This is a genomic window from Phytoactinopolyspora halotolerans (assembly GCF_010550675.1).
Lineage (GTDB): Bacteria > Actinomycetota > Actinomycetes > Jiangellales > Jiangellaceae > Phytoactinopolyspora > Phytoactinopolyspora halotolerans.
In genome coordinates, this window is sequence record NZ_JAAGOA010000018.1 from 114,996 (window position 1) to 134,371 (window position 19,376).

The window sequence follows — 19,376 nt, forward strand, 5'->3', positions numbered from 1 at the left end:
GGGATACCGACGATGACTTCTCGGCTCTGGCCAGGCGTGGTCTCCGAGCACCTGCCGACCGCCCGGCTCGACGTGCACATGCTGCATTTAGGGCGCACTACCGGCGAGCCGGTTCTGCTCCTGCATGGCAACGTGTCGTCAGCCCTGTTCTGGCAGCGGACCATGCTCGATCTTCCGGAGCGATACCGGCCGATCGCGGTCGACCTGCGAGGGTTCGGCGATACCGAGTCCAAGGAGGTTAACGCCCGGCGTGGCTTGTCCGATTACGCGGACGACGTGGCCGCCGTGGTGGACGCCCTCGATCTGACGTCGGCACATCTGGTCGGCTGGAGCATGGGCGGCGGGGTGGCACTTCAAGCGCTGCGGGATCGGCCGGGACGGGTGGCATCCGTGACGCTGGTCAACCCGGTGTCGCCCTATGGCTTCGGTGGTACGCACGGCGTCGACGGCCAGCTCAACGATCCCGCCGGAGCGGGCTCCGGCGGCGGGTGCGCCAACCCGGACTTCGTCTCCCGGCTGGCGTCCGGTGACCGCTCCGGTGACGTGCCCACCGCGCCCCGGCAGGTCTTCCTCGGTGCGTACGTGCAGGCCGGTTTCACCATCGACGACGAAGCCGAACTGGACACCTACCTCGACTCGATGCTGTCGACCCGGACCGGCGAGGGACATTACCCGGGCGACGTGCACACGGTCGACACCTGGCCCGGCGTCGCTCCGGGCGACCGCGGCGTGCTGAACGCGATGGCGCCAACTCACTTCCGCATCGACGACCTGCCCGACATCGACCCCAAGCCGCCGATCGGATGGATCCGTGGCGAGGGCGACGTCATCGTCTCCGACACCTCACTGTTCGACCTGGCGCATCTCGGCGCGATCGGAGCGGTCGACGGCTGGCCGGGGGACGACGTCGCTCCCGCGCAGCCGATGATCGCCCAGACGCGGCACGTGCTCGACCGGTACGCGGCGGCCGGCGGCTCGTATACCGAGACGGTGATCGCAGGAGCTGGGCACAGCCCGCACATCGAGCAGCCGAAGGAGTTCGCGAACGCGCTGCTCGCAACCCTGACGGCAGGACGCATAAGTGGCAGCTGATGCCATGCGTGAGCTGACGGTTCCGGTCGACGGCGGCGAGCTGGCCGCCCTGGAATGGTGGACCGCCGAGGCACAGACAGCTGGATGGGAGCTGCCTGAGCCAGTGCGAGCCGGATCTGAGAAGCCGGACGATGCGGAACCGGCTCGCGAGGCGGCACTCCCCGTCGTCGGGGTGCATGGCATCACCGCGAACGCAGCGGCGTTCGGGCGGATCGGTCACGAGCTGGGTGGCCGACGTCGAATGATCGCGCCTGACCTGCGCGGGCGTGCCCGCAGCGCCGACGTGTCCGGCCCGTATGGGCTTGATCGGCACGCGGAAGATCTCATCGCGCTCCTGGACCACCTGGGCATCGACCGGGCGGTTCTCCTCGGTCATTCGATGGGTGCCTTTGTCTCCTGTCTGACCGCGGTCCGGCATCCCGAGCGGGTCGCCGCCGTGGTGCTCGTCGACGGCGGCCTCGCGTTGCCGGTGCCGCCGGACACGGAAATCGAGGCTGTCCTCGGCCCTGCCATGACGAGGCTGAGCATGACGTTCGCCGACCTCGACGAGTGCAGGGGATTCTGGCAGGCACATCCGGCATTCGCCGGCCGCTGGAACTCCTACGTCGAGAACTACATCCGGCGGGATCTTGTCGGCCCCCCGCCGCTACTGCGATCGGCGTGCCGGGCGGACGCCGTGCGGATCGACGGCGCTCAGGTATTGCAGGACACCGAGACCCTCGCCGCCGTGACAAATTTGCCGTGCCCGGCCCGCCTCCTCTGGGCGTCCCGCGGGTTGATGGATGAGAGCCCAGGGCTGTACACGGCCGAGCTGCTGGCCGGCCTGGAAACCGTGACGGCGCGGGAACTCGTCGGCGAGAACCACTACTCAGTGATGTTCTCCTCAGCGGCCGCCGAGATCGCCGCCGAGGTCGACGCCGTGGCGGAGCAGGCCGTGGACGCGGAGCGCTAGCTGCAGCTCCAGCGCGCGGTCGGGCTGCTGCCATTCGGTGCCGAGCAGCTGGGAGATGCGCTCCAGACGCTGCGACACCGTGTTGACGTGCACGTGCAACGTCGCTTTGGCGCGGGTCAGACTTCCACCTGCCGCGAAGTAGGCGGCCAGCGTCTCCACCAGGGTCGTGCCCCGCTCGGCGTCGTAGTCGATCAATGGACCGATCGCATCCGCGACGAACGACTCGAGCGAGCGGCTCTCGGCGAGCAGCAGCCCGACGAAGCCGAGCTCCTCCGACACCCCGGCCTCGTCCTCGCGGCCCAGCGCCTGCAGAGCCTGCAGGCAGCGCAGCGCCTCGCGGTATGTGGGCGGGAAGGTCGCGAGCCCGTCGGTGGGCCCGGCAGCGCCGGCAGTGACGGGGTGGCCGACAGCACCGCGCAGATCGGCCCTGACCTGGCGGGCGATCTCGGCGGCCCCGTCGCCGGGGACCGTGATCACCGTGTAGTGATCCCGGACCCCGGCCAGCCCGTGGCGGACCTCGGCGATGTGCCGCGCGGCGGCGCGTAGCCGGTGCGGGTCGGCCTGCGGTGCGTCGGCCACGATGACGACGTGCGGTCGCCCGAGGTCGGTGGCTACCTTCCTGGCGCGCTGGCGAAGTGTCTCGGGATCGCGCCCGGGGTCCGCCAGCACCTCGTCCAGCAGTTCTCCACGGACACGATGCTCCGCGTCGCTCACCGATCTGCGCAGCAGTAGCAGCAACGCCGCGACGACGGCGGCCCGCTCCAGGATGCGCTGCTCGGCCGGCCCCAGGTCGGTCGGACGGCGAACCACCAGGGCACCCAAGGGCTCATTGCCCGCCGCCGACGCGGCCACCCACACCCCGTTCCGGCTGGCGGCACGCCCCTTGGTCAGGGATTCGGCAACGGCCGCCGGCACGCTATCCGCGGCCGGCTCCGTACCCTCCCGTTCCGTGCGGTCGGCGGTCTCGATGCGCCGGGACTGCTGCGCGTCGTCGCCGGCCAGGTCGAGCAGTTCGACGTCCCCGCCGATGAGCTCGGCGACGGCGGCGGTGATGTCGTCTGTGCCGGCTCCACGCAGCAATAGGTCGGTCAGCTTGTCGTGAGCGTCGGCCGCCCGTTCCACCTCTTCGGTGCGAGCCGTCAATTCTGCGTTGGCGGCGTTCAGCTCTGCCAGCGCGGTCCTGGTGCGGTCGATCAGGTTGGCCGTGTCGATGGCGATCGCGGCGTGCGTCGCGAGCGAGCGTAACAGCGCGATCTCTGCCTGTGTGAACGGCCTCTCTCGCCGGTTCGCAGCGAACAGAACGCCGATGACCTGCCCGTTCAGTTCCAGTGGAACACCCAGGATGGCAACGAGCCCTTCTTCGGCGACGGCGCTGTCGATGGGTTCGGTATGCAGGAATCTATCGTCGGCGGAGTAGTTCGCGGTGACGTACGGATGCGCCGTGGTCGCCACCAGCCCGCCGAGCCCTTCCCCCGGGCCGAGCCTGACTTGCTGGAACCGCGCGGAGACCGAGCCGGACGTGACCCGCATCGTGGTGTCCGCCGACTCTGCCTCGCGCAGGGTCAGATACGCGATGTCGGTGCCGAGCAACACCCGGGCGCGGTGCACGATAGCCCTGAGTACCTGGTCCAGGTTGCGCATGCCGGCGAGGTCATTGGCGGTCTCGTAGAGCGCGGTGAGCTCGGACTCGCGTCGTCGGTAGTCGTGCAGGACACCACGCACGCGCAGTGCCGCGATCTTGGCCTGTTCGAGCGCGGCGACCGTGCGGTCGTCGGCGCCGACGCCGCGCGCTTCGACCACGGGACGTTCGTACTCGACGGCGGGCGCGTCGCGCAGCAGCATGTCGAAGTAGTGCCCGGCAGCGGTCTCCGCGTCGACGGCTGCACCGCCGCCGTTGCCGCCGCCGTCGTCGTGGGCGTCGTCGCGGTGGGCGTCGTCGGGATGGTCGAGGTCGCCGGTCATGATCAGCTGGCCGTCCACGCTCCGTCGATGGTGAGCGACGATCCGTTGATGAACGTTGCCTCCGGCCCGCACAGATACGTGACTGCGGCGGCCACCTCCTCCGGCTCGATCAGCCGCTTGATGGGGCTGCGTGCCAGGAGCACGTGTTTGATCACCTCGTCCGCGGAGATCCCGTGGTTCTCCGCTTGCGCCGCGATCTGGTTCTCCACCAGCGGTGTGCGGACGTATCCAGGATTGACGCAGTTCGACGTGACCCCTCGTGGTCCGCCCTCGACCGCGGTGACCTTGGAGAAGCCCTCCAGCGCGTGTTTGGCGGTGACGTAGGCGCTCTTGTATGCCGATGCGCGCAGGCCGTGCACCGAGGAGATGTTGACGACGCGTCCCCAGCCGTTCGCATACATGTGCGGCAGAGCCGCCCGCACCAGCCGGAACGGCGCCTCCACCATCAGCCGCAGCATCATGGAGAACTTCTCCGGCGGGAACTCCTCGATGGGGCTCACGGTCTGCACGCCAGCGTTGTTGACGACGACGTCCGCGTCCGCGCCCAGCGACTCCGCGAGTTCGAGGTCGGTGAGGTCTACCGCTCGTGCCTCGCCGCCGACCTCACCGGCGACGGCCTCGGCGGCGTCCTTGTCGATATCGACGACGCGCACCCGCGCTCCGGCTCGCGCCAGTCGCCGCGCGCATGCCCGGCCGATTCCGCTGCCAGCCCCGGTGACCACGGCCAGCTTGCCGGAGAGGTCCGAGTCGGACGCCTCTGGTGCCGAGTTCATGCACACACACTAGGCGCTGTGGACGTCGCAGGCATATGTCGAGCATCGCCACCCCACCGAGGCCATGCATATGCTGCACACACACATGATCATGAACAGTAACCGTTCACATAGCACGGTTACTGTTCATGATCATCGCGGAGGGTGGAGCGGAGGATGTCGTAGAACCGGGCGGCGTCGGCGCTCGTCGCGAACCAGGCGTTCGGGTCGTCCCCGCCCTGGCTGCGCACGTCGACGATGGTGCGGCCGAAGCTCTGATATCCGGTCGTGTCGACGGCGACGTGGTAGCGCGTGAGCCGCACCACGTCAGGATCGAGCAGATAGGCGATGCACAGCGCGTCGTGCACCGGTCTGACACTCGGCGCGCCGGCCACGCCACCACTGACGTACCCGGCGAGGACTGCTGCCGCGCCGGTGCCGCCGGGGGTTCCGAGCGCGTCCAGCTCTCGGATCTGCTCATCGGAGACCAGCGCCTGCAGCGTCGCGTCGAGCGGGATCAGCACCAGACGTTCGAACCCGGCCTGGAGCACGACGTCGGCGGCGACGGGATCGTAGTAGATGTTGAACTCCGCCGAGACGGTGCGGTTGCCGAACGCGTGGCCACCGCCCATGATGACGATCTCGTCGACGGCATCGCGGATCTCCGGCGCCACGGTCAGCGCCGCCGCGATATTCGTCAGCGGCGCGACCGGCACCAGAGTGATCCGTTCGGTGGTGGTGCGCAGCGTCTCGATCAACCACTCGACCGCGGGCGTCGTGCGGGCCCGGCTGCGCGGTTCGGCGAGCGGGAGCGTGGGCTCGTGGATCGGCTCCAGTTCCGTGAACGGGAACGGGCGCGGCGCGAACGGCTTGGCCAACCCTCGATAGACAGGCACGTCCGAGCATCCGACATGGTCGAGCACCCGCAGGGTGTTGTCCGTGGTCTGGTCGATCGTCAGATTCCCGGCGGCCGTCGTGCAACCGACGAGATCGATGGCAGGGTGCAGGGCGGCGATCATGAGGGCGACCGCGTCGTCGTTCCCGGTGTCGACATCGAGGATGACTCTGCGCGTACCGGTCATGGCCCGCCTCTCTCTTCGTGCACTTGGTGGTTCGCATTCTGCCGCCCTGGCCGCGTCGCGCGTGTGCCGGGAGGTGCGGGCGCGGCCGAGAGGGTGTCCGTCAACGGTGGCGTCGCATCGACACGAGGGTCAGGAGGAGCAGGGTCGCGGCCACCGAGGTCATGACGTAGCCGACATGGTGCATGCCGCGGGTGGAGAGATCCTGCTCGAGCACGACGCCGAGCACGCTCGTCGCCGAGATGGCGCCCAGGTAGCGGAAGGTCTGGAACAGCCCAGCCGATGCACCCACCCGGTCTGCGGGTGCGGCCTCGTACAGAGCCGTCTGCAGGCCGAGGTTGTTCAGCCCGTTGGGCACCCCGAGCAGTACGACGATGGTGAGCAGCAGCGCGACGGAGGCGTCCTCGTCCAGCAGTTGAACCGCCGACGTGGCGATCAGCAAGACGCTGAACCCGGTGACCAGGACCCGCCGCGAGCCGTACCGGGGCAGCACCCGGGCGGTCAGCGGAATCACGAGCAGCCCGACCACGGTGACGGGCAGGAGCATCAGGCCCACCGAATCGGGTGTGAGGCCGCGGACGTGTTCGAGCCACATCGGCATGCCGAAGAAGACGCAGTAGAAGACCAGATTCACCCCGCCTTGCTGTGCGAGCACAGTGGTCAGGGACCGTTGGTTGATGAGGCCGCGAATGTCCAGGAACGGCTGGGCGACGCGAAGCTCGCGCCGGACGAGCAGGCCGAACGTCACGATGACGACCGGCACCAACCACCATGTGGGGTCGTCCGCGAACGACAGCACGAGCACGATGAGAGCGCTCAGCGTACCGGCGAACAGGGCGATTCCCGGCACGTCGATGTCGCGCAGCCCCCAGGACCGGCCGTAGCGCGGCGGCGTTCGCGGCAGGACACGGAGGGCGATGACGATGCCGACGGCTGTGAGCGGGACGTTCACGCCGAAGACGGCCTGCCACCCGGCAACCGCCACCAGTAGGCCACCCAACGCGGGCCCGAGCGCGGCGCTGACGGATCCGGCGACCGCCAATGTGGCCAGGGCGCGTGCGGGCGGTGCGCCGGACCGCCGTTGCGTGCTCGGACCGGCGGCGTGCCGGATGAGGATCAGGGCGCTCGGATACGCCGTCGACGTCGCCACCGCTTGGAACACGCGGGCGACCAGCAGCCATCCGAACGTCGGCGCCAGCGGGGCCAGCGCCGATGTCGCTGCCATCAGCGCGAGCCCGGCGATGAATAGCCTGCGGGCACCGAACTGGTCCGCGAACCGGCCCATCAGCGGCTGGCAGACCGATGCCGTCAGGTAGAAACTCGACGCCAGCCAGGTGGATGTGGCGATCCCTACCGAGAAATCGCGCTGCAGGCTGACCAGGGCGACCGCGATCATCGACGAGTTCAGCGGATTGAGCACCGTGCCCAGGGCCAAGGCCAGTAGCAGCCGGACCGGGACCTCCGGGGCAGGACTTCTCACCAGAGCCATTCTTCCCGGTGTGAAACGCGCACGGTGACGCCGGACATGTGAAAGCGTCAGCGTCAACGGAAGGGAAGGAAGCGTGTCGATCCTGACGGGAGCACGCACACAGCGAGATGCACACGTGTTGCAGGGGGAGACCTCGGTCGAAGACGAAGCATCGGGCCAGGGAGATGATCATCTGACCATTCGCCGGGCGAGGTTTGAGGAGTTGTTCACCGCCGAGTCCCGCGCCGTTCTCGGATATGCGCTGCGACGGGTCGACGTCCCCGACGACGCGGCCGACATCGTTGCCGAGACGTTCCTGGTGGCGTGGCGACGCATCGACGACGTACCGACGGGGCGGGGAGGACGGCTCTGGCTCTACGGCGTGGCGCGTCGGGTGTGCGCCAATCATGCCCGGGGCGACCGCCGCCGGCATCGCCTCGCCGAACGACTCCGGGCAGATCTGCTCACACATGCCGGCCCAAGCGGTGACGGTGGCCGCGGCGGGGTCGACGGTGGCCGCGGCGAAGTCATCGACGTGGTCCGCGCGGCGATGAGCGAACTCGATGAGCACGATCGGGAGCTGTTGCGGCTCACCAGCTGGGAAGGGTTGAGCCCGACCGAGATCGCCGAGGTCATGTCGTTGCCGCCGGCGACAGTGCGCACCCGGCTGCACCGTGCCCGGAGACGCCTGAGGGCGCGGTTGGAGGTCCAGGGCTGGAGGGCCGAGCGACGTGATGGGTCGGGCGCCGAACGCAGTGCGAGATCCGGACATGTAGAGGGCGACGGGCCAACGCCCGTCCGGCAGAAGGAGGAGTTGTGAGAGACGAGATGGATGCGTTGGTGGGTGCGACCGCCCGGGTGTCCGATGCGGAGGTCCAGGCGCTTCCCCTCCAGCAGGCCGAGGCCGACCTCATGGAGGAGATCATGTCCACACCAGTACTCGAGACGGTGCCCGCAGCCGGGCCCTCTGGCCACCCGCCACGGCGCTGGGTCACCGGCCGGCGTCTTGCCGCCGTCGCCGGCATCGCCGCGGTGGCGACTGCGGCGATGTTCGCCGTCCAAACCGGTAGCGACGGCGGTTCCGTCTGGGCCAACGGCGCGCGGAAGGTGGCGGAGTCCGTGCCGCGCCTGGTGGTCGACGACCCCGATTGGCGGATCAGTGACGCCGAACAGTTCACCTCCGACGAGGGCTATATGACCGTGTCTGACGGCATTGACGACCTCCGTGTGGAATGGAACAGCGCGTGGGACTACGGGGAGATCGTCGATCACTATCGCAACGGGGAAGGCAACGAAACGTCGCTGACAGTTGTCGGCCACGAGGCGCTGGTGTTCGCGTACCCGGACTCTGCCGACATACTGGCGGTGTGGCAGCAAGGCGGCCACGTCGTCAAGGTGGCCGCGTATGGCTTGACGGATGCGGACGGCCGACTTGCGCACGGAGAGTTCGAAGATGTGCTCGCGACCTTTACCCAGGTCGACATCGAGACCTGGCTGGACGCGATGCCAGGGGACGTGGTCCAGCCCGACGAGATCGAGAGCGCCGTCGCGGAGATGCTATCCGACATTCCCGTGCCAGAGGGCTTCGAGCCCACGGATCTGGCGGACTCCGTCGGCGTGCGCGACCAGTACCATCTCGGTGCCGACGTCACGGGCGCGGTTACCTGCTCGTGGATCGACCATTGGGTGGAGGGTACGAAGCGTGGCGACGACACTGCGGTAGAGGCGGCGGAGTCGGCGCTGGCATCCTCGCATGACTGGTCGATCCTGCAGACGATGGCGCCGGAGGGAGGATTCCCGGACGCGATCTGGGAGTACGCCGATGCCATCGTCGGCGAGGGTACGCGTCCGAACGGTGGTCCCGTAGACGAGGCCATACCTGCCGGGACGGTCGTCGGCGACACTGTTCTCGAGGAGCCCGTTGTGGTGTATCGGGAAGAGCTGGGGTGCAGCTGACTGATCGAGAGCATGGATCCGGCCAGAGTCCTGCGAGGTGTGAAGCCCCAACTGACACCTCGCAGGACTTCCGAATGCGGGTGGCTGGGCACGATGTTGTCGCGCACGGTGTATATGGCGGCGTCACTCGGGCGCATCAGGGAGGATCGGGACCGGTTGCCCGACCCGGCGCCCAACGACGGACGCCCGCGTCACGGCGCTGCTGCCGTACCGGTCCCGAAGCTCGTCCAGGGCGGCATCGAGCGTTGCTTCCGGCCGTGGCTCCATGGGCAGCGCCAGCTGCACGGCGTCCGCATCATCGAGATTGCTGACCGCCACGCCTAGTAGGGTCAGTCCGTTGCGCTCGATCAGCGGATTCGCATCGGCGAGCAGGCGGCGCGCCGTGGCCAGGACGAGCCGGGTCTCATCCGTCGCCTCCGGCAGCGTGTGTGAGCGGGTCGCCCGGGTGAAGTCGTCGAATCGGAGCCGGATGGTCACCGTGTGGCAGACCCGTCTTCCCGCCCGCAGCCGTCGGGTGACCCGGTCCACCAGGGCCGCCAGGATGGCTTCCCGCTCGTCCGGCGTCCGCCGCCGGCGGCCCAATGCGCTCTGCGACCCGACCGATCGGCGGCGCCGGCCAACCTCGACGGGGCGCGGGTCGAGCCCATTGGCCAGCGCATAAAGGTGGTGGCCCGCCGCCCTGCCCACGATCGCGGTCAGAGCCCGGCGGGGAAGCTCCGCCACATCGCCGACGGTGTACACGCCCTTGTCGCGGAGCTTACGTGAGGTGACAGGTCCCACACCCCAGAGCCGTTCCACCGGCAGCGGGTGCAGGAATTCCAGCTCCGCGTCGGGTGGGACCAGGAGCAGCCCGTCCGGTTTGGCGACGCCACTGGCGACCTTGGCCAGAAACTTGGTGCGGGCCACCCCGACGGTGATCGGGAGCCCGACTCGGTCGCGGATGTCACAGCGCAGCCCGCGGGCGATGTCGATTGGCGGACCTGCGATCCGCCGCAACCCGCCTACACCGAGGAACGCCTCGTCGATAGAGAGCCCTTCCACCACAGGCGTGGTCTGCTTGAAGATGTCGAAGACCGCCTTGCTCGCCTCTGTGTACGCGGAGAACCGGGGTTCGACCACCACCGCACGTGGACACAGCCGGCGGGCTTCGCGACCGCTCATCGCCGTGCGCACCCCACAGGCTTTCGCCTCGTAGCTCGCTGCGAGCACGACGCCACCACCAACGATGACGGGCTTCCCGCGCAGGCGCGGATCGTCCCGCTGCTCAACCGACGCGTAGAACGAGTCGAGGTCCGCATGCAGGATAGTGGCATCGCTCACGAACATATGTTCGCACCGTTCGGTCGCGAAGGCTAGGCATACACGGCCTTCGGAGGCGACGTGACTGCGGTGTGATCAGCCTGCGTCATCAGAAGGGCGGTATCTCGTCGTCTTCGGGACGGACGCTGAGTCGTTCCTCGCTGGGACTTGTCGTCGTGTTCTCCTCTGCGGTGCCACTCCTCATGTCATCGGGTCCTGTGCTGTTTCCGGGCTCCGTCGTTTCTCCCGTGTGATCGGCGCCATCCGCGTTGCGGCTGCGTTGGTCGGCCGTGGCAGTGGCGTGGCGGATGCGGCGTAGTTTCTCGGCCACACGCGCCTTACTGCCGTGCCCAGCATCGCCGTCGCTTGCTCCGTCGCTGCCGCCGGCTTGGTCGGCGTGGCTGCTGTCCTGGCTGTCTTCGTCAGTTGCCGGGTGGGGGTTGGGCAGGGTGGGGATGATCGCTGGGGCGCGGTTGGTGTAGCGGTGTCCGAGCGGGCTGTGCCAGATGGTGGTGCCGGTGTCGGGGCGGTGGGCTTTCCAGCCGCCGTCGTGGCGTAGGCGGTGGTCGTGGCGGCATAGGCAGGCCAGGTTGCCCGCGACGGTGAGCCCGCCGAGGCAGAATTCGTGTTCGTGGTCTTGGTCGGCGCGTACGGCGGGCATCCGACACGTCGGGTGCGTGCAGCAGCGGTCCCGGATCTGGATGTGCCGGCGCAGCCCCGCCCCGGCCCGACGCCGACGCACGCCCGCGTCCGCGTCGTCATCCGAGCCTGTCCCCGCGCCGGACCCGGAGCGTGAACCCGCCCCCGCGCCGGGCCTGGAGCTCGAACCGGGGCCTGGCCTGGAGCCCGTACCGGTGCCGGAGTCGGTGCCGGTGCCGTTACTCGAACCCGTTTCGGTGCCGGTGGTGGTCTCGCCGGCGGTGGCGGTGGTGTGTTGGCGGGCGAGGTCGGTGATGACCGCCGCCCAGTCGGTGATAGCCGCGGCCCAGCGGGCACGCTCCTGCACCGTGTGGGCAGGTTCGTCCGCCGCCCGGGTGTCCGGGTCGGCGTTCGCTTCGGTGTGGACGAGGGTGGCCAGGCGGGCCAGCATCGAGATGGTGACATGCAGTTCGAGGATGCCGCCGCGGCGGGCATCTCGACGCACCGCTTGCTCGTCGGGTGAGCGGGGCCGGGCGGTGGTGATCCCGGTCTGGATCAACTGTCCGTCGTCGTTGCAGATGGCAAACCGCCACTGCGCCGAATGCATTCGTGCCGCGATCTGGCGGGCTACGGCGGCGGGGATGAAGTCCCAGGCGGGTATCTCACCGGGGTGCTCGTCCACACCGAGCAGGCTCGCCAACCCGATACGCAGCTCCGGCACCGACCAACCGCCCACACCCGTGCCAGGGCACGACGATGACGCACCCGCACCATCCGCATCAGAGGCTGTGTTGTCGCCGGTGGGAGAGCTGGTCGCACCGCTACCGGGTGTATCGGTCTGGCCGGCAGGGCCGGTCGTGCCCGCGTCATCGTGAAGATCGCACGTATCCGTGCTGGATGCACAAGCGCTCGAGGAACCTCCACCACGACCGCTCGGCCCACCGGAGCCACGACCTGCACAGCCGCCACCAGAGCCAGGACCACCGTCGCCGGCGGCGTCACCGCCGCCCGAGTCGTCGTCACCGGAGCCGTCGTCACCGGAGCCGTCGTCACCGGGGCTGTCGTCGTCGGGAGCGTCAGGGCCGCTACCGTCGTCGGAACCGCCCGAACCGTCAGGCGCGTCGCCGGAGCCGTCACCGTCGTCGCTGTCGGGGTCGTCACCGTGGCCGTGGTCGTCGTCGGTGCCGTTGTCGTTGCCGTTGCTGGTGGCGGGGCCATCGCCGCTGGGACGGCCGGTTCCGCCGCTGTCGGCGGTGGTGGTCTCGTCGTCGGTGAAGGGGTGGTTGAGGATGTGGGTGATGATCTGGTCTTCGTCGAGGTCTTCCAGGGTCCCGTCGAGCATGCCGAGGAACAGATCGACGCGGATGTGGTCGATCTTGCGGGTATCACCGGCCTTCTTACACGCCCGCGCCAACACATCGATACGCTCACACGCAGCGGCGGCACGATCGATGGGCAGATCGTAGCCGGCCACGTTCGCGCTGCCGTCAGGGTTACGCGAGCCCACCACCCGACGACCCCGGATCGCTTTGCGGTACTTCTTCTCCGCGAACTCCGGGTCGATCGCGATCGCGGCTTTCTTGATCGCATCGATCAACTCCGCCACCGTCATCCCCGGCGCGTCCGGGAGCAGGAAGGCGCAGATGTAGCCGGCCTGATCATCATCGAGGCCGTCGGTCCAGGACACGAACGCCTGCGCGCGGGGCTCGTCCAACACCCCGGTCAGCATCGCCTGACCCAGCATCGGCAGCCGATGGTGGATGTCGTAGGCGAAACCGAACACCCGCCCGGCGCGTGAACGTGACCACACCAACGCCGCGCGGGCCTCCTCCGGGGCGAACTCCCCCGGCACCTGTACCCGCTGCAGCGTGTCCGCCGAACCGGGTACCCGCATCCCGGTCTCCAGCAGACACAACAGGAACAACGCCCGATCCCGGGTAGCCTGCCGGTAGGCCGCCTTCATCACCTCGACCGTGTCACGCCCGGACACGCCCGCGATCGGGATGTCCTCCAACATCGCCAGCAGATCCGCACCCGCGGGCACCGCATCCAGGCCCTGCGGAACCGGCCACGGCACCCCACCACAGGCACCGTCCTGGTCTGCGCCGCGGGCGTCCTCACCACCACCGCCGACGCGGTGATCGCGGGGGTGGTCAGCGGCATCACCGCCACGCCGCACCGGCACGTCGCGGTCGTTATCGCGGTGCTGACCGTCGCTGAGGCCCTTGTCATCGGTGTGGGGACGCTCGTCGGCGTCGTCATCGTCGTAGTTGCGGCGTTCCCCGCCGTCGCCGTCGCGGCGCTGGCTGTCGCCGGGGCGCGTGTCGTGGTGGGCACGCTCGTCGTCGCTGCCGGGCACGAAGCCCTCGGACGCGCCGTCGTCGTGGACAGCATCGTCGTGGACAGCGTCGCCAGGCACGGCGTCGTCGTCGTTGGGATGGGGTTGAACGGACATGGCGGCCGGCCTCCAACCAAAGGCACAACGGTCAACGGACCGGGCCGGCCGCACCCGCCGAACCCACACCAACCACCACAGAACTGAACACACCGAGCGGAAACCAGAAACAACACCGCTCCAACACTGATAAACCCACCCTACATCGAACAAGCGTACGAAGCAAGGTGGATCGCTGACCACGTTCGGAGAGCTGTACGCCGAACGAGACCAGCAATGCGGTCCGCTCCGCCAACGCTCGGACCACAGTTGCTGCCGGGGGACGGATCATCATGCGCCCGTCAATGTCACCACACACAGGTGGCCCGGGGCAGCTGGGAGCTGCCCCGGGCCATGGGTCACGCACGCCTGGAGGGATTACGTTCCGATCGCGCAAGCTGGCTCGCCGTCGGGGTCGTCGTCGAATGGCCTGTCCCCGAGGACCCTTTCACGGAGCGCCTCGCCGCCGGCTACCTTCTCGCCAGTCACCTTCTCGCCAGTCACCTCATCGCCATCGACTCCGTCGTCGCCACTGCTCGTCTGCTGTGCGCCGCTCGCCTGACGTTGGCGTCGCTCGAAGGTGATCGCAATGATGCCGAACAAGGCAATGGCAACGCCGCCCATCGCGGCCACGGTGTTCAGACCATCGGTGAACGCCTCGCGCGCGGGCCCGAGCAGCTGCCCTACCAGGTCTGCGGGAAGGTGGTCGGCCGCGGAAACCGCACCGGCCAGCGTGTCGCGGGTCGCATCCGCGACCTCAGCCGGCGCGCCTTCGGGCACCTCGACCTGGCCGCGATACAAGGCCGTTCCCAGGCTGCCCAGCACGGCGACACCGGTGGCGATCCCGAACTCGCCGCTGGTCTCGGACATGGAGGAAGCAGACCCGGCCTTCTCCGGCGGGGCGGACCCGACGACGATGTCCGTCACCAGAGCCGCACCGGGGCCCAAACCGACCGTGGCCACGGCCATGCCGACCACCAGAAGAAGCGGCCCGCCGGTGGCGCTGACCTGGGTGAGAATGGCGAAACCGACGCCGGTCACCACCATGCCTCCGCCGATGACCCGCCACTGGCCGATCCGCTGAGCCAAGCTCGGAGCCAGCATGGTCCCAGCGATCATGCCCACCGACGGTGGAACCAGCCAGGCGCCCGCGCCCAGCGGCGACAGGCCGTTGACGAGCTGCAGGTACTGGCTGATGAACAGGAACATTCCGCCCATGAAGAACGCGCCGACGAGCATGGTGCCCAACGCGGCGGTGAAGGTCTTGTTCCCGAAGAGTCGCAGATCCAGCAGCGGATCGGACAGCCGTAGCTGACGGCGGACGAAGACGACACCGACCGCCACACCGATGCAGACTGAGACGAGGGCCGTCGTCGCTCCGTCGCCCTTGGCCAGTTCCTTCACGCCGTAGATGATCGGCAGGATGGTTGCCAGCGAGAGCCCGACGCTGGCCAGGTCGAGCCTGCCGGCCGTGCCGTCACGGAACTCCGGCAGCAACGCGGGTCCGGTGACGAGCAGAAGGACCATGACCGGCACACCGAGCAGGAACACCGATCCCCACCAGAACCACTCCAGCATGATTCCGCCGACGAGCGGGCCGATGGCCGTGCCACCCATGAAGCAGCTGATCCACACCGCGATCGCGGTACCCCGCTGCTTGGGATTGGTGAACATGTTGCTGATCAGCGCCAGTGTCGACGGCATCAGGGTGGCGCCCGCGATACCCATGATGGTACGGGTCGCGATCAGCATCTCGGCGCTGCTCGAATACGCGGCGAGGACCGAGGCGGCGCTGAATGCGGTAGCGCCTATCAGCAGCAGTCGGCGGCGGCCGATCCGGTCACCGAGCGTTCCCATGGTGATCAGGAAGCCGGCCACCATGAACCCGTAGATGTCCATGATCCACAGCATCTGACTGCTGCTGGGCTGCAAGTCCGCGGTCAGATGCGGCAACGCCAGGTAAAGCACGCTCATGTCGAGCGACAACAGGAGTGTCGGCAGGGCCAGCACCGCCAGCCCGATCCACTCCTTGCGTCCGGCCCGGGTCTCGGAGCCGTCCACGGTGTTGGTATCCACGTCGAGTCCTCTCATCGTCAGCGCTCGTGCTTTGTCTCGTTGACGCGTCGAATACTCAGACCGTGAATCGACACAGAACTCATCGCCGCGTTGCCGACCTTCTCTTGCGGTGCCGGCCCAGCGGCGGCGGGAGGGATCTACTCGACGGTGACGGGATACGTGAGTCGCTCGGTCCGGCCTTCGAACTCGACCACGGCGAGGTAGTCGCCGGGCGGCAGCGCCTCACCGGTCTCCGTCCAGGCGAGGAAGTCGGGCCCGGTGTATTCCCCCCGGAAACCGGGAGGCATCGGATGGGGTCCGCCGCAGTCGGCGACGGGCTGTACCCACAGCTTGGCATCCGGCTCGTCGACCGGTATCAGTGCGTAGCGGCCCTCGGCCAGGTCACAGCTGGGATCGACGACGGTCTCCTCCGACCTGTTCTCCACGACCAACGTGCTGGGCAGCTCGCCGCCGCTCGCCACGCGCGTGGTGTCGAACACCAGGCTGATGGTGAGGGCGTCGAAGGTCGCCGAGCCGGCATCGGTCTCGGAAACCGACGAGCCCGCAGCGGCGCGGCCCGTCGCCTTCGGTGTGTCGTCGGGTGAGGAGGTCACGGTCGGCGAGTCCTCGGAGCAGGCGGCTACCGTGGTCGCGGCGACGAACGCGGCGATGATGATGGTGCGGCACCGAACTGTCATGTTCCAACGACGCGGCGGACCCCTTTCTGGTTGACGGTTCTCCAGCCTGGACGCGCGCAACGACGCGACCGCTCCGTCGATGGTTCTTGGGTCAACTGCGGAGTTTTTCGATGACGGGGGCGAACGTGCGCATATACGGCTCGTGCACGGTGATGTAGGTGAGCCCTAGCCGTTCCCGGTTCTCTCGCATCTGCTCCGCGATCTGTTCCACCGTGCCGATCAGCGCGAACGGGGTCTCCAGGGCATCATCGACGGTGAAGTACGGCGCGCGCTCGGCGACCAGATTCTCGGCGAGGGCCCGGCGATCGTCGGTGATCGCCACGAACTGCACGAGCGCGTTGAACTCCAGGTGTGCGGCGCGGTCACCCGCACATGTCCGCACATAGTCGACGCGTTCCTTCGCCTCGGCCGCCGTGGCCATCCGGAATGTGCCGGGCGGCTCTCCTTTGACCTGGTAGACACCTCCGAGGCCGATGATGTCCGCCGTACTGGCGGCCAGCCGTAATACGCGGTCTCCTGTGCCGCCGATCAGCAACGGCGGGCCGGACCCGTCGAAACCGTGTCGCTGCACCGGTCTCGACTCAGCACGTCCGAATGCCTTCCTGGTGGCTACCGCGGACTCCGGCTCGTCGAAGCCGTCGGCGAAGATCCGTCTCAGCTCGTCGACGGCGTGGGTCAGCCGGTCCACGCGTTCGCCCAGAGGGCGCCACGGGATTCCGGCCGCGTCGAACTCCCATTTCATGTGCCCCGCGCCGAGGCCCAGTTCCAGCCGTCCCTCGGTCAGGTGATCGACCGTGATCGCCTCCCGTGCCAGCAGCGCTGGATTCCAGAACTCGTTGTTGGTGGTGAGTGTGCCGACCCGCATCCGCTCCGTCGCTTGTGCGGCGACCACCAGCGGCAGGAACGGCGAACCGTTGGGCAGATGGTCCGTGCCGAGCACGACGTCATACCCGTAACCCTCGCCCTGCCGGCACAGCTCGGCGAGATCTCGCGCGGAGCGGAGGCCGGAGGCGTTGAAACCGAATCTGAACTCTCTCATGGCGCTCACGGTTCCTCATCGGCGACGGCGAAGGAAGGCGTGATCGCCGACGGCGAGAATAATCTGCTGACAGCGAAGGGCACTTGCGAGCTCGCCGACGCTTAGAACACGCTGGCCTGCACCACGACGCCGCCGATGACGACGGCGAGCAGAACAGTCATCGGGAGCAGCGCGCGCCTGGTGATCTGTCCGACTCGATCCAGCGCTCCGACGGCCGTAGCCCCGATGAGGATGATCACCGGTGCGATGCTGTTGCCCACGTTCGCCCCCGTGGCCTGCGCAGCCACCAGCAGCTCCGGCTCGACGCCGACCCGGCCGGCCACCTCGGCCTGCAGCGCCGCGAAGAGCGCGTTCGAGGAGGTGCTGGATCCGGTCATGAACGAACCGAGCGCGCCGACGACGGGGGAGAACACGGGATACGCCGAGCCGGCCGTGTCGGCGATGCCGTCCGCCAGGGTCGTGACCATGCCACTGTCGACCAGCACCATGGCCAGGGTGCCGAGCATGAGCGTCGTCGGTGCTGATCCGGCCACCGCGGACAGCCACGAGCGCACGACGTGCCCGGTGTCGACGCCGCGCCACAGCCCGACGACGCGGTACGTGATCCAACCGAGCAGACAGGCCAGCAGGATGTAGAAGCCGGGATGGCCGAGTAGCGGGATGGGCAGGTAGTGGTCCACCGGCTCATTGACCCAGCCCCGGTCGGTGACGGTGCGGCCGAACGACGGCGCCAGCTCGAACCGTTCCCGGACGAAGTCGCGAATGGGCGGTGTGAGGAAGACCGGAAGGACCACAAGCAGCAGAAAGCCGTACGGCGCGAGCACGGTGGCTGACGCCGCAGGGGTCACCGCCGCGGCCGGCGACTCCTGGTGGCTGTCCGCGTCCGAGGTGTCCGGGGTGTCCGCGTCGTCGGAGTCCGGAACCGTCGCGCGCGTGCGGCGAGTCTCGACGAGCCGCTTCCCGGTCAGTACCAGCAGTCCTGCCGTACCGGCCGCCAGGGACGCGATCGCCGGAACCGCGGTCGCGACGACGACGAGCGTGCCGGCCATGGCGGCCCCAGCCGTCACCAGCAAGAGCCAGCCTCGGCGTAGCTGGCGCAGACCGCCGTCGATGAGCAGGACCAGCAGGCCGGCGACGATAGCGTTGACCGCCAGCATCACGCCGGCCTCCAGAGCCAGCGTGTCCTGGGAGGATCCGCTGAACCCGGCGGTGAGCGAGGCCATGTAGAACGACGAGCCCATGGACCCGAACGTCACCGACCAGTGGTAGCCCACCAACGGCAGCACGACGGCGCGGACCTTGTCGTACCCGAGCATGAGCAGCAGCGGCGCGCAGACCGCGATCGGCGTGCCGAAGCCGGCGACACCCTGGACGAAGCTCGGGAAGATCCAGGCGAGAAGCAGCAGCCGATCGGTACGCCGGGGCAGGAAACGGGTGAACGTCTCGCCCAGCCGGTCCATTCCGGCGGCATGGGCCAGCCGATAAAGCAGCAGGGCAGGCACGACGACGCAGAGAATCCAGGTGCCCAGCCACAGGCCCTTGGCCGCCGCGGTGGCCACCGTATCGACCGGCGCTGCGAACACGGTCAGCGCCAGCACGAGCGCCGTCGCCAGCGTGACCGCTGCTGACCAAGTCGTCTTCAGCCGTCCGAGCAGGACGAGAAGGAAGAGCGTGAGCACTGGTACCAGCGCCGCGAACCAGTACCCGTCCATCGAGTCTTACCTTCTCACAGCTTGTAGCGCGATCGTACGGAGAAGATGACGGCCACGTTTCCCGGCCGCCGCGCGGCGCTCGAGGATCCTCGTGCACCGGCGGTCGCCGTCACCGGCGCGTTCTGCTGAGATCACTGGAGCGTCAGCGATCGGCGAGCGCATCCTGCTAGCGCACCCTTGCACCGACCGCCTTCTCATCTGGAGCAAGGGCATGAAGCCTGCGGATCGGTCGGCCGGGC

At 68.6% G+C, this 19,376-nt stretch carries 13 protein-coding genes and 1 pseudogene; 4 read left to right on the forward strand and 10 right to left on the reverse strand.

Going from position 1 to position 19,376, the window contains the following annotated elements; all coding sequences use genetic code 11:
* The first annotated feature begins 12 nt into the window (after window positions 1-12).
* Window positions 13-1,092 carry an alpha/beta fold hydrolase gene (locus G1H10_RS22795; protein WP_163742050.1) on the forward strand — a complete coding sequence of 360 codons (1,080 nt, stop codon included), beginning with the start codon at window positions 13-15 and terminating at the stop codon, window positions 1,090-1,092.
* The gene (locus G1H10_RS22800; RefSeq protein WP_216853571.1) at window positions 1,082-2,044 is read left to right on the forward strand and encodes an alpha/beta fold hydrolase; all 963 of its coding nucleotides are present in this window, start codon (window positions 1,082-1,084) and stop codon (window positions 2,042-2,044) included. The genes G1H10_RS22795 and G1H10_RS22800 overlap by 11 nt, the downstream gene beginning before the upstream one ends.
* Here the strand turns inward: G1H10_RS22800 and G1H10_RS22805 are convergent.
* The 4 genes from G1H10_RS22805 to G1H10_RS22820 form a co-directional block, all read right to left on the reverse strand.
* Window positions 1,976-3,886, reverse strand: coding sequence for a helix-turn-helix domain-containing protein (locus G1H10_RS22805; protein WP_376778652.1), 1,911 nt, complete (start codon window positions 3,884-3,886; stop codon window positions 1,976-1,978). The two genes, G1H10_RS22800 and G1H10_RS22805, sit on opposite strands and share 69 nt — an antisense overlap.
* Window positions 3,887-4,008: 122 nt before the next feature.
* Window positions 4,009-4,779, reverse strand: coding sequence for a 3-hydroxybutyrate dehydrogenase (locus G1H10_RS22810; protein WP_163742051.1), 771 nt, complete (start codon window positions 4,777-4,779; stop codon window positions 4,009-4,011).
* Window positions 4,780-4,898: 119 nt separating this feature from the next.
* The gene (locus G1H10_RS22815) at window positions 4,899-5,840 is read right to left on the reverse strand and encodes a nucleoside hydrolase (protein ID WP_163742053.1); all 942 of its coding nucleotides are present in this window, start codon (window positions 5,838-5,840) and stop codon (window positions 4,899-4,901) included.
* A gap of 100 nt (window positions 5,841-5,940) precedes the next feature.
* Window positions 5,941-7,317 (reverse strand): MFS transporter, encoded by a 1,377-nt coding sequence (locus G1H10_RS22820; RefSeq protein ID WP_163742054.1) that lies wholly within the window; start codon window positions 7,315-7,317, stop codon window positions 5,941-5,943.
* 82 nt (window positions 7,318-7,399) lie between these two features.
* Here G1H10_RS22820 and G1H10_RS22825 point away from each other — a divergent pair, with 82 nt between their 5' ends.
* A complete protein-coding gene (locus G1H10_RS22825; RefSeq protein ID WP_216853573.1) occupies window positions 7,400-8,125 on the forward strand; it encodes an RNA polymerase sigma factor in 726 nt (241 codons plus the stop codon).
* Complete coding sequence (locus G1H10_RS22830; protein WP_163742056.1) at window positions 8,122-9,261, forward strand: hypothetical protein; 1,140 nt, start codon at window positions 8,122-8,124, stop codon at window positions 9,259-9,261. The genes G1H10_RS22825 and G1H10_RS22830 overlap by 4 nt, the downstream gene beginning before the upstream one ends.
* A 123-nt stretch (window positions 9,262-9,384) precedes the next feature.
* Here G1H10_RS22830 and dinB read toward each other — a convergent pair whose 3' ends face one another.
* The 6 genes and pseudogenes from dinB to G1H10_RS22860 all read right to left on the reverse strand — a co-directional run bounded on the left by dinB (window position 9,385) and on the right by G1H10_RS22860 (window position 19,137).
* Entirely contained in the window at window positions 9,385-10,587 is a 1,203-nt protein-coding gene (dinB, locus tag G1H10_RS22835; protein ID WP_163742058.1) for a DNA polymerase IV, read from the reverse strand.
* 82 nt (window positions 10,588-10,669) lie between these two features.
* A complete protein-coding gene (locus G1H10_RS22840; RefSeq protein ID WP_163742060.1) occupies window positions 10,670-13,654 on the reverse strand; it encodes an HNH endonuclease signature motif containing protein in 2,985 nt (994 codons plus the stop codon).
* A 567-nt stretch (window positions 13,655-14,221) separates the two neighbouring features.
* A pseudogene (locus G1H10_RS22845) lies at window positions 14,222-15,724 on the reverse strand (MFS transporter); the annotation flags it as partial.
* A gap of 122 nt (window positions 15,725-15,846) precedes the next feature.
* The gene (locus G1H10_RS22850) at window positions 15,847-16,386 is read right to left on the reverse strand and encodes a hypothetical protein (RefSeq protein ID WP_163742064.1); all 540 of its coding nucleotides are present in this window, start codon (window positions 16,384-16,386) and stop codon (window positions 15,847-15,849) included.
* A 91-nt stretch (window positions 16,387-16,477) separates the two neighbouring features.
* A complete protein-coding gene (locus G1H10_RS22855) occupies window positions 16,478-17,425 on the reverse strand; it encodes an LLM class F420-dependent oxidoreductase (protein WP_163742065.1) in 948 nt (315 codons plus the stop codon).
* A gap of 101 nt (window positions 17,426-17,526) precedes the next feature.
* Entirely contained in the window at window positions 17,527-19,137 is a 1,611-nt protein-coding gene (locus G1H10_RS22860) for an L-lactate permease (RefSeq protein ID WP_163742067.1), read from the reverse strand.
* Between the last annotated feature and the right edge of the window lie 239 nt (window positions 19,138-19,376).

Bases quoted from the DNA above. Each gene is read 5' to 3' on its own strand.
- G1H10_RS22795 (WP_163742050.1), top strand. From the start codon at position 13: ATGACTTCTCGGCTCTGGCCAGGCGTGGTCTCCGAGCACCTGCCGACC.
- G1H10_RS22805 (WP_376778652.1), bottom strand. From the start codon at position 3,886: ATGCTGCTGCGCGACGCGCCCGCCGTCGAGTACGAACGTCCCGTGGTC.
- G1H10_RS22810 (WP_163742051.1), bottom strand. From the start codon at position 4,779: ATGAACTCGGCACCAGAGGCGTCCGACTCGGACCTCTCCGGCAAGCTG.
- G1H10_RS22815 (WP_163742053.1), bottom strand. From the start codon at position 5,840: ATGACCGGTACGCGCAGAGTCATCCTCGATGTCGACACCGGGAACGAC.
- dinB (WP_163742058.1), bottom strand. From the start codon at position 10,587: ATGTTCGTGAGCGATGCCACTATCCTGCATGCGGACCTCGACTCGTTC.
- G1H10_RS22840 (WP_163742060.1), bottom strand. From the start codon at position 13,654: ATGTCCGTTCAACCCCATCCCAACGACGACGACGCCGTGCCTGGCGAC.
- G1H10_RS22850 (WP_163742064.1), bottom strand. From the start codon at position 16,386: ATGACAGTTCGGTGCCGCACCATCATCATCGCCGCGTTCGTCGCCGCG.
- G1H10_RS22855 (WP_163742065.1), bottom strand. From the start codon at position 17,425: ATGAGAGAGTTCAGATTCGGTTTCAACGCCTCCGGCCTCCGCTCCGCG.
- G1H10_RS22860 (WP_163742067.1), bottom strand. From the start codon at position 19,137: ATGGACGGGTACTGGTTCGCGGCGCTGGTACCAGTGCTCACGCTCTTC.